Raw genomic sequence first — 14,258 nt, forward strand, 5'->3', positions numbered from 1 at the left:
TGACCGGCGTCCGCCGGTCGGCGTCTGCCGACCGGCGTCCGCGCTCAGAGTCGGGCGACCCTCGCGGGCCTGACGGGCAGCCAGACGAGCCGGATGGCGGGGCGGACCGGTGCGGGCTGCGGCGGCAGGGCGCGCAGCCGGGCCGCGGTGACCCGCTTGGCCTTGAGCCGGAGGCGCCTGCGCAGTGCCCGCGGCAGCGGGACGTAGGCGCGGCGGGCCAGCTTCAGCCTGAGCAGCAGCAGCATCACCGAAACCCCCATCGCGGCCAGGAAGCCCGCCTGGAGGGAGGAGAGCCCCTCCACGGTGAACATCTCCTCCTCGACCGTGCTCAGGCCGGCGACGGGCACCAGCGGGGCCGGGCTCGCCGCGATCTGCGGCGACGCGATCGGGGGCAGCGCGACCTGCGGCCCCTTCATCCCCCCGAGCGGGTTGAAGTCGTCGGGGGTCAGCGGCGGGACGCCGGGCGGCAGGTTCGCCAGGCTCACGCCGGGCGGCAGCGCCCCCGCGGCGTCCGTGACGATCAGCTTGTAGCTGCGGGACGCTCCCCTGGCCTTGGCCGCCGAGACGGACGCCCGCACCGTGATCACGCCGGCCTTGGCGTCGGACGGGGCCCGCACGGTCGCCACCGCCGACGCCCCGCCGCCGCCGACGCTGCCGAGGCGCTGCGTCCCCGGGCTCACCGACGCCCCCGAGGCCGACACCCGCAGGACGGTCCCGTGCGCCGTGGCCCTCGCGGACGACACCCGCACGGTCGCCGTGATCGAGCCGCCGGGACGCATCGTCGCCGACGACACCGACAGCCCGAGGGACAGCACGGGGTTCTTCGGCTTACCGGGATCGGTCGGCGGGTCCGTCGGTTCGCCCGGCGGATCCGTGGGCTCGCCCGGCGGATCCGTGGGTTCACCCGGAGGATCGGTCGGTTCACCCGGCGGGTCCGTGGGCGGATCGGTCGGAGGGTCGGTAGGGGGATCCGTCGGGGGGTCCGTCGGGGGGTCCGTCGGCGGATCCGTCGGCGGATCGCTCGGTGCCTCAGTGACGCTCTCCGTGGGGGCGGGAGAGGCGGAGGTGTCGGCGTACACAGGGTGCACGCCGCTGAAGCTCATGAGCGCCATCACGCCGAGTCCCGCCAGGAACGAACGCGCCGATCGTGAGCGCACTCTGAACCCACCTCCACCGCTCGCCTACCATCCCGCACAATTGCGTTGAATTGGATGGAATCACGCGGCGAATAGGCGATCAACCCCGCCCACGAATGTCATTGCCAGATGCTCATAAAGAGGCGCTCAGGTATTCTCCCGTTGTCATCGGGTGAGCCTTTTTCTGGAGCCGCATCGCACGGAGGACGACCTCGATCGCGAACCGCGCGTCCGGGTCCGACAGGCGGTCCCCGAGTATGCCTTCGAGCTGGCGTATCCGGTAGCGGACGGTCTGCGGGTGGACGTCCAGCTCCTCGGCGATGCCGGCGGCGGTGCCGCGGCTCACCAGCCAGGTGCGCAGCGTGTCGACGAGCCGCTCGCGCTGCCGGGCGGGGAACTCCGCCATCTCGCTGAGGTGCAGGCTGGCGAGCCGGTCGACGAGGGCCTGGTCCGACAATAGCCACAGGGTGAGCAGGTGGTCGTCGCACTCGGTCACCGGGCCGTCCACCAGGATGCCCGCCTCCACCAGCCCGAGCGTGCGCCGCGCCCATCGCAGCGAGTCGGTGACGCCGCCGATCGGGACCGCGGGCCCCACGACGAGCTGCCCCTCGGGCAGCACCCGCAGCAGGGAGCGCCGCCGCTCGCGCGTCAGCTTGCCGGGCACGACCAGGAACGGCTCCGCCGCGGTGAGGTCGGCGAGGACGTCCTCGTCCAGGGCCGCGCGCACGTACGGGGAGCCGGGCGGGGCGACGACGACGGTCACCTCCTCCGGGACCGTCCATTGGGCCCGTTCGGCGACCTCGGCGAGGACGCGGGCGGCCCCGAGGGGGCGCAGCAGCAGCTCCAGCAGCCGCCGCCGGTGCCCCTCGATCTCGCCGTCCGGGCGGGCCTCCATGTAGCCCTCCAGGGCCAGCGCGGCCAGTTCGTCGATGTAGGCGAACAGGGCGTCGGCGAGCTGCGCCATGACGTCGCTGGACAGGTGCCTGCGGGGGCCGACCTTCATGATGCGGCGCCACGCGACCTGCGCGCCGATGCGGAACGCGGCCTGGAGGGTGTCGAGCGTGCGGCCCTCCTGCGACTCGAACCTGCCGAGCCTGCGGTAGGTCTCGCGGTAGCGTTCGCGCGGCGCGCGGGGGTTGGCGACCTGCTCGACGAAGTCCGTCAGCGCTCGTTCGACGCCGACCCGCAGCGCCTCCACGTACGGGCCCTGCATGGGCCTGCCGTATTCGGGAATCGACTTCCGGACCTCTTGGATGATCTCCTTGGAAAGGCTGGGCAGTTCCGGCCGCATCATCACGGCCAGCCGCCGGGGCAGCTTGGGTCGCGGCTCGGTGGCAACCGGCGCGAGCGTCCGTGTCATCGGGACACCTCCGAGAACGCCGACGTCACCGGCCCTGGCGTTGGACCGGGCGGGGGCACCCGGCGTCCGGGACGGTCGGCACTACGGAATCGTGGACGCACCGAGCGGGGACCCCTGTGCGCCCCCGACAGGATGTGAACTGAGACACGCCGACGGTAGTTCAAACGCACCGCACCTAAAGATAAAGAGAAGGTAAAATCACTCGCTGTCGCAGGCGCGGGCACACACCGTCCGGCGGCGGAATTTCATCGCATGGGCACCCTCCGTCGCTGCCTCAACCGGTGCGCGCGCAGCACCGCGTCCAGCGCGAAACGCGCCGCCGGATCGGCCAGTTGCTCGTCGAACATCTCCATGAGGCGCCGCATCCGGTACCGCACAGTCTGCGGATGCACGCGCAGGCGCCGCGCCGTTTCGACCGCGTTTCCCTGTGCCTCAAGCCATGCGCCAAGGGTTTCGGTCATGCGGGAACGCTGCGTCCGGCTCATCCCCGCCAGCTCCGACAGCCGACGCCGCGAGATCTGGTCGAGCAGCGCCTCGTCCGACAGCAGCCACAGCTCCAGCAGGTACCGCTCGCACAGCGTCGGGCTGCCGTCCTCCAGGACGCCGGACTCGACGAGCGCCAGCGCCCGCCGCGCCCACCGCAGCGAGTCCACCGCCTGCGCCAGCGGGACGCTCAGCCCCACCGCGCACCGGCGTTCAGGCAGCGCGTCGGACAGCATCTGCCGGCGTTCCGTGTCGAAGGTCCCGGGCATCAGCAGATGGGGTTCGGCGTCCCCGAGGTCGGCGAGCACGTCCTGGTCCAGCGCCGCGCGGACGCAGCGCGCCCCGGCCGGCAGCGCGACCATCGTCACCTCGTCCGGCAGCGGCCAGCCCGCGGCCTCCGCCGCCTCGGACAGCACGCCGGGCACCGCACCGGGGCGCAGCGCCATCCGCAGCAGCCTCCGGTGCTCGCCGGCCATCTCCTCGACCGACCGCGACCGCGCCTCCAGGTATCCCTCCACCGACAGCGAGGCCAGCTCGTCGATGTAGGAGAACAGTGCGTCGGCGAGCTGCGTCATCGCCCCGGAGGGCAGCCGCCGCCGCTGCGCCACGTCCGAGACCCGCCGCCACGCGACCTGGACCCCGACCCGGTAAGCGGCCTGCAACGCGTCCAGGCTGCGCCCCTCGTACGCCATGCTGCGCCCGAGTTCCCGGCACAGCTCGTCCCGGTGCTCGTGGACGTCGCCGGCGCCGGTCACCTGGTCCACGAACGCGGCCATGACCTGCTCCACGCTGACCCGGATCGTGGGCCGCCGCACCGACCGGCCCTGCCCCGATTCCTCCGACACCGAACGCCTGACCTCACCGATGATCTCTTCGGTGAGCATCGGCAGTTCAGCGCTCAAAATGGCGATCACCTGTGGCGGGACCGGCCTCGGACGCCCTCGCCCAGCGAGGGTCCCCGTCATCGTCCACCCTCCTTCGCGCCTACAGCGGAACGATGCAAGGAAGGTAACCCAAACGCGCACGTCGCGCACCATTCCCGAGAAAATTTCACACTCCGTGCGCGGTTCTCTACGCAGCTTTTCGATCGCCTATCCGCACCAACCCTGCCCCACTAACCACACTCATGCTCACTCGGCGAGTAAATGGTCGTCCGAGACAATCACCGAACGATAAATACGCCCCCGCCCCCCACCCGAACCGTTACCGTCCACACTCCCGCAGCCCGAGGTTCACGATCAGCCATGTTCCACCGCACTGCACCGCAAACAGGGGCGACTCAGGACATCTCCCCCATCTCTCCATGTAACGATCTTCGCTCTCCGTGACGGCACGAACACCGATAGCGTCCGCTTCGTGCCCTCCACCGAACATGAGGTGCCGCTCGAGTTGATCCGGAACCGGCCCGCGCTGGCCCCGGAACTCCTCCAGGCGGTATCCGGAATCAAGCCCCCCGAGTACGAGCAGATATCACTGGGATCGGAGACGCTGACCGACTGCAAACCCACCGAGTACCGATGCGACTCGACCGTCCTCCTCGGCAAGCCCGAGAAGCCGGATCTCGCGATCGTCGTCGAGACCCAGCTCGATCAGAAGGAGCGCAAGCGCTACACCTGGCCGGTCTACCTGGCCACACTCCGGGCGCGGCAAGAGTGCCCGGTGACGTTGCTGGTGCTGTGCCCGGATGAGAAGACCGCCGCCTGGTGCCGTGAACCGATCGAGACCGGGCATCACGGCTGGGTCCTGCGCCCCTGGGTTCTCAAACTCACCGACGTCCCCGCCGTCACCGAACTGGACCAGGCCCGCTCCCTGCCGGAACTGGCAATCCTGAGCACCGTCGCGCACGCCGACGGCCCGGACCAGAAGGCCGTCCTGACGGCTTTCGCCGAAGCCCTGCAGGTCACCGACCGTGACAAGGGCGAGCTGTATCATGATTACGTGCTGTCGCAGCTCTCCGGAGCCGCACGACGCTGCTTGGAGGAGATCATGCAGGCTGGCACCTACGAGTGGAAGAGCGACTTCGCCCTCAAACACATCGCCGAAGGCGAGGCCAAGCTGCTTCTCACCGTCCTGGAGTCCCACGGCTTCACCATCGACGACGACCTCCGGGAACGCATCACCTCCTGCCAGGACCCCGAGCAGATCCACATCTGGGCTCGCCGTGCCGCGACCGCCGAGTCCCTCGACGAGATCTTCACCTGACAGGCAACCGACCCCGTCGCGAACGAGACGGGACGTCGCCGTAACCGGTCCGTCCGCCCTCCGCCAGGTGGGCCGTTCATTCCCGTCCTCGCAGGTCTGCTCTGGCTGCGGGTGTGGACGAGGCCGCACGCCACTGTTGGAGGAGATCATGAAGAGCCGCACTCACGGGTGGAACATCGACCTCGCCCTCAAACGCATCGCCGAAGGCACGGCCAATGGCTGGGTCGAAGGCTGGGTTAAGGGCTGGTTCGAAGGAGCGAGCGAAGTGCTTCTCATCGTCCTGGAGGCGCGCGGGTTCGCCATCGACGACGACCTCCGGGAACGCATCGCCTCCTGCCGGGACCCCGAGCAGATGCACACCTGGGCCCGCCGCGCCGCGACCGCCGAGTCCCTCGACGAGATCTTCAGCTGATCGGCTACCGGCCCCGTTCGCCTCCACCGCGCGGAGGTGAACGGGGCCGTCCGGTGCTGTGACCGTGTCGAAGCCCGCGTCAAACCTTGCCGCCGGGGTGGGTCGTGCGGCGGCGGAGGACGGCGAACGCCACCGCCGCCGCGAGGAGCAGGGCGGTGTAGACCCAGAGGTGGCCGGGGTCGCGGAACAGCTCCTCACCAGGCCCGCGCCTCCCGTAGCCCTGCCAGTGCGCGAGCAGGCCGCAGCCGCCGGTGACCGATGCGAACGCCAGCGGTCCCAGGACGACGGGAAGGCGCCCGTCGGCGGCGAGCCACACCCCGAGCGAGCCGATCGCGGTGGTCGCAGCCGCGGCGAGCAGGGCGAGCAGCAGCACGGTCATCCCGTCCGGACGTATCGCCATCGTCACCGCGAGCACCGCACCGGACACCCCGCACCCGCCCACCGCCGTCCAGCGCCGCCAGGACGGGTACGCGGCGGCGGCCCCGGCCACCACGCCGACCGCGATCCAGAACCACATGCGGATCGGCTCGGCCGAGTCCGCGCGGATCAGCGCACCCACCGGACCGGAGATCCCCACGACGACCGCCGACGCGACAACCGTCCCGACGACCGCCCGGACACCCGCGATCACGGCCGCCAGGAGACCCACCCCAAGCAGCAGCGCGAAGGCTTCGACGCCGGACTGGCCGTCGCCCATGGCGGCGGCCGGGACGAACACGGCAGCGGCGAGGGCCCCCGCGAGCGCCGTGGCGCGCCCCATCGCGGGCTCGGCGACCGACGACTGCACCGACGACGGCGCCGCCAGCTCGGGGCGCCCGTCATAGCGGCGGTAGAGCATCATCACGAGCAGTCCCCCTCCGACTGCGGCGACCAGCATCCCGTCATGAATGAGGCTTTGGACGGCGGACGCGTAGCCGAAGCCGCGATGGAGCAGCAGGAGTTCCACGATCCACACGTCGATGGCCGCGCCGAACACCTGGGCGCCCAGGCCCGCGCCGATCAGCACCGCCCCCACACCTGCCGCTTTGATGTGGATGAGCCAGAGCCCGGCGCCGAGCGTCCCCAGCAGGACCAGCTGTGCCCCTGCCGTGACCGACCCGTGGACGAGCCAGGCGGTGTCCTCGTCCGTCCCCTGGGGTGAGAGGAAGTACACGAACTCCCCCGGGATCGTCAGGACGACACCGGCGACCAGCAGCCACGGCCAGGTCCGCCGCACCGACCACCACAGCGCCGCGACGCCGGCGACGCTCACCACCGCGACCAGGGTGGCCGCCTCGACCGAGACCGGGCCCGCGGTGACGCGGAACACGTCGGCGAAACCGGGGGCGCGTCCGAGGTCGTCCCCGGTTTGGCTCCCGGTCTCCCTCCCGGGGGATGACGCGACGGCCACGGCCCCGAGCGTCCCGACCGCGCACAGGAGAACGGCCCCGATCACCCAGGGGCGGCTCGGCTCGAGCGCCTTGTTCGTCCGCGTGGCGGAATTCCCCATACTGCTCACCCGCAATCGGGTCACCGACGTTGATCACTATCGCGGTGGCGGCAGGAGCTTGGCTGAGCCGGGAATGGCACCGGACACGGCCCGAGGATGGCGTGGCCCGTGCGCAGCAGGCCCTACTGTTTCCCTGCCCTGTCAACCTGCATAACGATCAGTGGACGCAGGTTAACACGCCCGTTTCGGCGCAACAGATCGCCTTCCAAAAATGGACACATATAATCACTGACTGACAAAATCGCCGCCAACTCCACGCTCGCGATTATCACCGAGCACCAGCGGCAATCTGGTGATTGACGGCCGGATAGCCATATGCTCCAATCACGTCGATTGCCGATCGACACGACGCTTTCCATCGGTTGCGGACCAGGTAAGGCGACCTCGCCATGCGACAACGCCCCACTTGTGCTCAGGGGCATCTGCGCCGCCTGCCGGTCACGGTGGAGCCATGACTGCGGGGACGCGGATTACGCCACCGTCGGCACTCGCGTGCGCCATGGTGCTCGTCGGTGGGCCGCTGGTTCTCAAGGGGATCTACGACTGGATGGGCCAGCACTCGGACGTCGCCGCGCAGCCTTTCCAACGCGACCGGGTCATGATCTATCTGGCGGCTCTGCTGGTGGCCGGGGGCGCCGCCGTGTTCGCCCTGATGGGAGAGCGGGGTCCCGCACTGGCGGTGCTCGCCACCGCCGTCGTACCCGTCCTGGTGATCCTGCCTGGTTCCTACACGCAGTCCACCGCGATCTATCCCTGCCTGATCACCTTGATGGTGGGCGCGACGATGGCGTTGCGGACGATGCTGCTGCCCGGGACAGCGGTCGCGCTGGTGTCGGTGCTGACCTTCGTAGTGATCGCCGTGGCCGGAGGCTACCTGCTACGCGGCCTCTTTGACGCCATCCTGCCCATTGACGAGGACGTGCGGGCGCGCAGCCGCCTCGTCTGCGGCTCGGCAGGGTTGGCCCTGGTATCGGCACCGCTCCTGTGGCTGTTCACGGGCCACAGGTGGCTGGCCGCTCTCTCGGCCCCGTTCCTCCTGGTGGCTGCGGTCGCCCTCATGGACCGGGACGACCTTCTGGGCCCACTGCTCTATGTCATCACTGGGCCCATGGCGATGAGTGCCGCCATCTACGCGTTGCTCACCGACCAATGACGGGCACCGACACTATGGCTGTTAAAAATGACGATGGCCGGCTGGGATCCGATGCCGCCCCGCCAATCACGGTGAAACCATGAGCGCGGCGGTGCGGGCCACGCCGCTGACGGTGCTCGCCTGCGCAATGGTGATTGCCGGCGAGCTGCTGATCATGAAGGGGATGTACGACTGGACCAATCGCCCCCGGGACGTCACCGGGCAGCCCCCGCAGGGCGATCGAGTCGTGGTCTATCTGGCGGCCCTACTGGTGGCCGCGGGCGCGGCCGTGTTCGCGGTGAGCGGCGCCCGCGGTCCGGCTCTGGCGGTACTCGCCACCGCGATCGTCCCCGTCCTGCTGATCCTGCCGGGTTACCACACAATGAACTTCTACCCCAGTCTGATCATGGTGACGGTGGGCGTGGCGATGGCGTTGCGGACGATGCTGGCGCCCGGAATACCGGTCACGCTGGTGTCGGTACTGGGGTTCTTCATGATCGCCGCGGCCGGGAGTTTCCTGCTGCGCGGCCTCGTGGACGCCGTTCCGCCCTTGGACTGGGGCACCGAGGAGGAGGCGCGCATGCGGGCAAACGGCCGCCTCGTCTGCGGCCTGGCGGGGTTGGCGCTGCTACCGGCGCCGCTGCTGTGGCTGGCCACCGGTCACAGGTGGCTGGCCGCGCTCTCCGCCCCGTTCCTCCTGGTAGCCGCGTTCCCCCTCATCGCCCGGAACAGCGCGCTGGGCTGGTTCGTCTTCGCCATCACCGGACCCATGGCACTGGGGGGCGCCATCTACGCCTTGTTCGCGGACCGATGACAGGCACCGACACTATGACCGGAAATGACGATGGCCGACTGGGATCCGATACCGCCCCGCCGGTCGCGGCGAAACCATGAGCGCGGCGGTGCGGGCCACACCGCTGACGGCGCTCGCGTGCGCCATGGCACTCGCTGGTGGGCTGCTGATTTTTAAGGGGATGTACGGCTGGACCAATCATCCGCACGTCGCAGCGCAGCCCCTCCAGCGTGACCGAGTCGTGGTCTATCTGGCGGCCCTGCTGGTGGCCGCGGGCGCGGCTGTGTTCGCGGTGAGCGGCGCCCGCGGTCCGGCACTGGCGGTGCTCGCCACCGCGATCATCCCTGTCCTGCTGATCCTGCCGGGCTCCTATAATTCCATCGCCATCTATCCCACTCTGATCACCTTGACGGTGGGCGCGGCGATGGCGTTGCGGACGATGCTGGCGCCCGAGATACCGGTCACCTTGGTATCGGTGCTGGCGTTCGTCGTGATCACCGTGGCCGGCGGGTACCTGTTGCGCGGACTCCTCGACGTCACCTGGTTCCCGGACGGGGAGGTGCGCGCACCTGGCCGCCTCGTCTGCGGCCTGGCGGGCTTGGCCTTGGCAGCGGTGCCGCTGATGTGGCTGTTCACCGGACACAGATCGCTGGCCGCTCTGTCGGCCCCGTTCCTCCTGGTGGTCGTGATCGCCATCTTGGGCCGGTATGACGCGCTGGGGTTTCTCGTCTACGCCATCACCGGACCCATGGCACTGGGGGCGGCCATCTACGCCTTGTTCGCGGACCGATGACAGGCCCCGCGAGGATTTCCCGTCAGGACAGGTTGAGGCGACCGCTCTTCACGGTGTCGAGGAAGGCACCCCAGGCGCCAGCATCGAAGCCGAGCACCGGCCCGTCCGGATCCTTGGAGTCCCTCGCCAGCACTATCGCTTCACTCACGCCGACCTCAACGCAGTGCCCTTGGTCTGTACTGCGCCCGCTCTTGCGCCAGTTGACGTGGGGGGTGTCCATCGTGGTGCCACTCTTCCTTGGCCGACCCTAGGCCATCTCACTGATCACTCTAGCGATCAGTTCACGGGATTCGTCCGGACCGAGGGCCCTAGCCCGCAGGTGGTCAAATAGTTCGATGTAATCCTCAATATCCGAATGATCCTCAAGGTAAACGCTCCCCCTGCGGTACTGCACGTACACAACGTCGGGGTCGGCGGAATGAGGGAACCGTAGGACCGTACACGGACCGTCCATCCCCGGGTGCGCGCCAGCGCTGTATGGCAGGACGACGATGTTGACATGGTTGAGGCGGGACATTGCGACGAGGTGTTCAAGCTGCTCCCGCATCACCTCTCTACCGCCGACCTCGCGGCGGATCGCTGCTTCGTTCAGTACTGCCCAGACCTTGGGAGCATCAGCAGCCGTCAACCGCCCCTGCCTCTTGAGCCGGATCTCGACAAGACGCTCCAGCCCCTCCTCGCTTGGCACGCGCAGACCCGCGAGAGAGATAGCTCGGATGTAGCCCTCGACTTGTAGTGGTCCCGGTATTGCCTCGGACGCGTAGTCAAGGATCTCGGACGCTTCCTCTTCCAGGCCGACGTAGACCTGGAACCACTTGGGCATGGCGCCGCTGTACGGGTGCCACCAGCCGCGCTTGCGGGCGTCCTTCGCCACTTGGAGGAGGGCTTCGCGCTCGTCGCCCGTGACGCCGTAGACCTCCAGCATGAGGGAGACCTCGCCGACGCGGGCGCCGCTCTGGCCCGTCTCGATTCGGGTGATCGTCACGGGAGCGCATCCGATGCGTTCGGCGACCTGTTCGCGGGTCAGCCCGCACTCCTTGCGCAGCCGTCGGAGTTCAGCGGCAAGGCGGCGCTTGCGGACGGTGGGGCTGCGGCGAGCGGTCACTTCGTCCTCCTTGTATCCGTTTTATGGTGCCTTGGAATCAAGATCAAAGAAACAAACTGCGATAGTTCAGTTCGTTCCTATTGCAGAACGCACGTCTTCCGCGCACACTTCTGACCGTAGCGAAAATCACGCACGGTGTATGGGTGATCACGGAAGAAAGCTGGGTGAATCGTGGTCGTCCTCGTGCCTGGAGAAGGGGCGTCCGACGATGTCAGCGGATCAGCGGCCGCATGCGGTGCGGTTCAGCCTCCTGGCTGATCTGTCATACAAGCTGGGGGAACGTCAGCAGTGCGCGTCCAGGCTCGTCCACCCGTCGCATGGTGAGGCCGTGTTGTGGGTTCCGGAGCGGGCATGGCCGCGCAGGTGGCTCGGGGTCGCGGCGGTCGACCATCGGGGACGGTGGCTCTACGCCTACGGCGGGCAGTGGTGCATGGCCGGGGACGTCGCGGAGACCGCCGCGCGGGTGGCGTGGGCGGTGCGGGCCCGATGAAGCACTTGGGAACGTGCATCATCCCGTCCGCCCCGAGGAACGTGGTGAACGGGCGGCGGTGGCTGCTGGGGCGGCTCACGCCGCTGCTCGGGGCGGAACACAGCGCGTGCGAGGACAGCGTCCTGCTGCTCTCAGAAACGCTGACCAACTCGATCGTCCACGGCAACGGGCACCTCGTGGAGGTGGACGCCTACGTGGACACGGCCAACATCCGCATCGAGGTCACCGACGAGGGCGGCGGCACCGTCCCGCATCACGTCGACGATCCCCACGGCGAGCACGGGCGCGGCCTGCCCATCCTGTCGATGCTCGCCAAGTCGTGGGGGTTCGAGCAGCTGGACGACGGTCGGCTGCGCGTCTGGTTCGAGGTCCCGCACACCGCGCCCCCCGATACTCGCGCGACCGTGCCGGAGGATGCTCCGACCCCACCGCGTCCATGCGACGGCACCCACGAGGCCTCCGCTTTCGCGGCAAACACCTCCGCTCACTCCGACGATCGTTGACCGCCTGCCCGCCACGGCCGATGAGTCAGTGGCGGGCACGGCGAGGACGGCGGCGCATCACCGCGCTGTACCGGCGGCATCGTCAATGGTCGTCGTCCCTGTAGTCGTACCGTTCGGCGAGTCGCTGGAGGTTCTGGTGAACCTCCCAGGCGGTGGCCGCGACGGCCGCAATGCCCGGAGCCGGGCGGGTGGGCCGACGCGCGATGGGCATGTCCGGCGCGTAGCGCGTGACCGCTTGGGCCATGCTTGCCGCGTTCAGTCGCCAGCCCCGGATCTCTCGCTCCACCAGCGACGGCTCAGCGATCAGGCGGGAGATCCAAGGCATCAGGGCCGCCTCGTTGAACTCCCGCTCCAGCGCGGTGGGCGGCGGCATCTCCGGTGGCCTGGGCAAACGCTGCATCCGCTTATTGACGCCCGTGGCGTTGAGCTCGACGCCCACACAGCGGCGGCGGCCTTTGTGGCCGCCGCTGCGCACGATCCGGTCGAAGGTCACGATGCAGTCGATGTGCGACCAGGGGATCAGCTCTGGTAGGGCCTCTTTATCGTTGGGACCGAAGTAGACGCCGCGTGAGTCAACCGCGAACGACACCTCCTTGCGACGTACCGGCTTGATGATCAGAACGGCCGCAAGGGCGGTCACCGCGCTGAACGCCGCCAGCGCGTAGCCCGCGCCGGGCCCAGGATCCCGGATGGTCTGATACGCGAGGAACACGTCCACGGCGCCGAGGGCCACCAGGATCGGCAGATTGCTCCGCCAGCTCTGCCGGGCGATATAGGCATCGGGGTCGGTGGACTCGTAGCGGGTGTCGTCAGGTTTCATGAGCAGCACTTCCAAGCCGGCCGCATGGGCGGCAACACCGGGCTGGTCAGTCTGGTGCGGGACGTGTCCGCCAGTGGTCCAGGGCGACGAGGGCGAGGCCCGCCAGGAGGAGCAGGACGGTGTAGAGCCAGAGGTGGCCGGGTTCTCGGAACAGTTCGGCGTTCGGTCCGCGTCTGCCCGTGCCCTGCCAGTCGGCGAGCAGGCCGCAGGCACCGATCACCGTCGCGAACATCAACGGGCCCAGGACGGCCGGGGAAAGACCGTCCTGGGTCAGCCAGACGCCAAGTGACGCGATCGCGACAGTGACGGTGGCGGCGAGGAGGGCGAGCATGAGGACCGCCATGCCGTCCGGACGGATCAGCATGGTCACGGCGAGCGTTAGGGCGCAGGCGGCGCATCCGGCGAGGGCGGCCCAGCGCCGCCAGGACGGGAACGCGGCTGCGGCCCCCGCCACCACGCCGAACCCCACCAGGAACCACATGCGGACGAAGCTCGAATGCTCAGCCTGGATCAGCGCGCTCGCCGGGCCGGAGACCCCGACGACAACCGCCGACGCGACAACGACGCCAACCGCCGCGCGGATACCGGCCAGCGCCGCTGCCACCAGGCCCGCGCCCAGCAGCAGCCAGCACGCGGCGACCCCGAACCCGCCCTTGACCGTCTCCATGGCGGCGGCCGGGACGAACGCCAGGGCAGCCACCGCGCCCGCGATCACCGTGCGGACGCCCATCCCGGGCTCGGCATCCGAAGGCGCGGCCAGCTCAGGCCGTCTGTCATAGCGGTAGTGCAAGCCCAGCGCCAGGAGCGCCCCGCCGATCGCGGTCGCCAGGAACGCGAAGTGAAGCAGGACCTGAACGGCCTCCGCGAAGTCCACCGGGTAACCGCCAGGCTCCGCGATCCCGGCGTGCGCGATCCACACGTCAGTGGACGCGCCGAAGACCTGGATGCCCACTCCGGTCCCGATCAGCACCGCGCCCGCACCCGGCGCGCCGATGTGAACGAGCCGGACCCCGGCGGCCAGCGTCCCCAGCAGCACGAGCTGCGCCCCGGCAGTGACCGACCCGAAGTAGAACCAGGCCGCATCACCGAACAAGGCGTTCCTGGCCACGACGTACACGATCTCGGTGGGGATCGTCAGGACCACGCCCGCGGCCAGAAGCCACGGCCAACTCCGCCGCACCGACCACCACAGCGCCGCGAACCCGGCCACCATCACCACCGCGACCACGGCCGCCTGCCCAGTCGACACCACGCCAGGGTTGATACGCAGCATGTCCGCGAACCCGGCCGCACGCCCGACATCACCCCGAGGCCCCGCCGAATTGGCCACGGCCCCCAGCGTCCCGACCGCACACAGCAGGACCGCCCCGATCACCCACGGACGGCTTGGCTCAAACGACTTACTCGTCAGCGATGCCGTGGACTCCACACTGCCCTCCAGCGCTCGTGGCGGCAGAACTGTGAGCGGGCGTCAGGGCCTCGTGATCCTCTGCCCGGGTGCTACTTGAAAGGTTCGCAAATGCCGGGCGTCGGCTCACCG

At 69.3% G+C, this 14,258-nt stretch carries 15 protein-coding genes; 7 read left to right on the forward strand and 8 right to left on the reverse strand.

Going from position 1 to position 14,258, the window contains the following annotated elements:
* Positions 1-44: 44 nt before the first annotated feature.
* From E1285_RS45640 to E1285_RS16990, 3 genes are all read right to left on the reverse strand, one after another.
* Complete coding sequence (locus tag E1285_RS45640; RefSeq protein WP_165966646.1) at positions 45-815, reverse strand: hypothetical protein; 771 nt, start codon at positions 813-815, stop codon at positions 45-47.
* Between the two features lie 454 nt (positions 816-1,269).
* Complete coding sequence (locus tag E1285_RS16985; protein ID WP_132153100.1) at positions 1,270-2,496, reverse strand: PucR family transcriptional regulator; 1,227 nt, start codon at positions 2,494-2,496, stop codon at positions 1,270-1,272.
* Positions 2,497-2,741: 245 nt separating this feature from the next.
* A complete protein-coding gene (locus tag E1285_RS16990) occupies positions 2,742-3,881 on the reverse strand; it encodes a PucR family transcriptional regulator (protein WP_243722842.1) in 1,140 nt (379 codons plus the stop codon).
* A gap of 454 nt (positions 3,882-4,335) precedes the next feature.
* On the opposite strand from E1285_RS16990, the gene E1285_RS16995 reads away from it, so the two are divergent.
* Together E1285_RS16995 and E1285_RS17000 are read left to right on the forward strand one after the other, a co-directional pair.
* Positions 4,336-5,181, forward strand: a complete 846-nt coding sequence (locus E1285_RS16995; RefSeq protein WP_132153104.1) for a hypothetical protein — start codon at positions 4,336-4,338, stop codon at positions 5,179-5,181.
* A gap of 148 nt (positions 5,182-5,329) precedes the next feature.
* Positions 5,330-5,593 (forward strand): hypothetical protein, encoded by a 264-nt coding sequence (locus E1285_RS17000; RefSeq protein WP_132153106.1) that lies wholly within the window; start codon positions 5,330-5,332, stop codon positions 5,591-5,593.
* Positions 5,594-5,672: 79 nt separating this feature from the next.
* On the opposite strand, the gene E1285_RS17005 is transcribed toward E1285_RS17000, so the two are convergent.
* On the reverse strand, positions 5,673-7,082 hold the full coding sequence (locus E1285_RS17005; protein ID WP_165966647.1) for a hypothetical protein: 1,410 nt from the start codon (positions 7,080-7,082) through the stop codon (positions 5,673-5,675).
* Positions 7,083-7,533: 451 nt separating this feature from the next.
* On the opposite strand from E1285_RS17005, the gene E1285_RS17010 reads away from it, so the two are divergent.
* The 3 genes from E1285_RS17010 (at position 7,534) to E1285_RS17020 (ending at position 9,800) form a co-directional block, all read left to right on the forward strand.
* Entirely contained in the window at positions 7,534-8,235 is a 702-nt protein-coding gene (locus E1285_RS17010) for a hypothetical protein (protein ID WP_132153110.1), read from the forward strand.
* Positions 8,236-8,314: 79 nt separating this feature from the next.
* Entirely contained in the window at positions 8,315-9,028 is a 714-nt protein-coding gene (locus tag E1285_RS17015) for a hypothetical protein (protein ID WP_132153112.1), read from the forward strand.
* Positions 9,029-9,104: 76 nt separating this feature from the next.
* Positions 9,105-9,800 carry a hypothetical protein gene (locus E1285_RS17020; protein ID WP_132153114.1) on the forward strand — a complete coding sequence of 232 codons (696 nt, stop codon included), beginning with the start codon at positions 9,105-9,107 and terminating at the stop codon, positions 9,798-9,800.
* 22 nt (positions 9,801-9,822) lie between these two features.
* Here E1285_RS17020 and E1285_RS48195 read toward each other — a convergent pair whose 3' ends face one another.
* Both E1285_RS48195 and E1285_RS17030 read right to left on the reverse strand, forming a co-directional pair.
* Positions 9,823-10,020 carry a DUF397 domain-containing protein gene (locus tag E1285_RS48195; RefSeq protein WP_132153116.1) on the reverse strand — a complete coding sequence of 66 codons (198 nt, stop codon included), beginning with the start codon at positions 10,018-10,020 and terminating at the stop codon, positions 9,823-9,825.
* Between the two features lie 27 nt (positions 10,021-10,047).
* Positions 10,048-10,905, reverse strand: a complete 858-nt coding sequence (locus E1285_RS17030; RefSeq protein WP_132153118.1) for a helix-turn-helix transcriptional regulator — start codon at positions 10,903-10,905, stop codon at positions 10,048-10,050.
* A 208-nt stretch (positions 10,906-11,113) separates the two neighbouring features.
* On the opposite strand from E1285_RS17030, the gene E1285_RS45645 reads away from it, so the two are divergent.
* Positions 11,114-11,395 carry a hypothetical protein gene (locus E1285_RS45645; RefSeq protein WP_165966648.1) on the forward strand — a complete coding sequence of 94 codons (282 nt, stop codon included), beginning with the start codon at positions 11,114-11,116 and terminating at the stop codon, positions 11,393-11,395.
* Complete coding sequence (locus tag E1285_RS17035; RefSeq protein ID WP_165966649.1) at positions 11,392-11,898, forward strand: ATP-binding protein; 507 nt, start codon at positions 11,392-11,394, stop codon at positions 11,896-11,898. Before E1285_RS45645 ends, E1285_RS17035 begins: the two co-directional genes overlap by 4 nt.
* An 82-nt stretch (positions 11,899-11,980) precedes the next feature.
* On the opposite strand, the gene E1285_RS17040 is transcribed toward E1285_RS17035, so the two are convergent.
* A complete protein-coding gene (locus E1285_RS17040) occupies positions 11,981-12,718 on the reverse strand; it encodes a hypothetical protein (RefSeq protein ID WP_132153122.1) in 738 nt (245 codons plus the stop codon).
* A 46-nt stretch (positions 12,719-12,764) separates the two neighbouring features.
* Positions 12,765-13,967 carry a hypothetical protein gene (locus E1285_RS17045; protein WP_132153124.1) on the reverse strand — a complete coding sequence of 401 codons (1,203 nt, stop codon included), beginning with the start codon at positions 13,965-13,967 and terminating at the stop codon, positions 12,765-12,767.
* Between the last annotated feature and the right edge of the window lie 291 nt (positions 13,968-14,258).

Origin of the sequence: Actinomadura sp. 7K507 (assembly GCF_004348425.1) — a bacterium.
Taxonomy (GTDB): domain Bacteria; phylum Actinomycetota; class Actinomycetes; order Streptosporangiales; family Streptosporangiaceae; genus Spirillospora.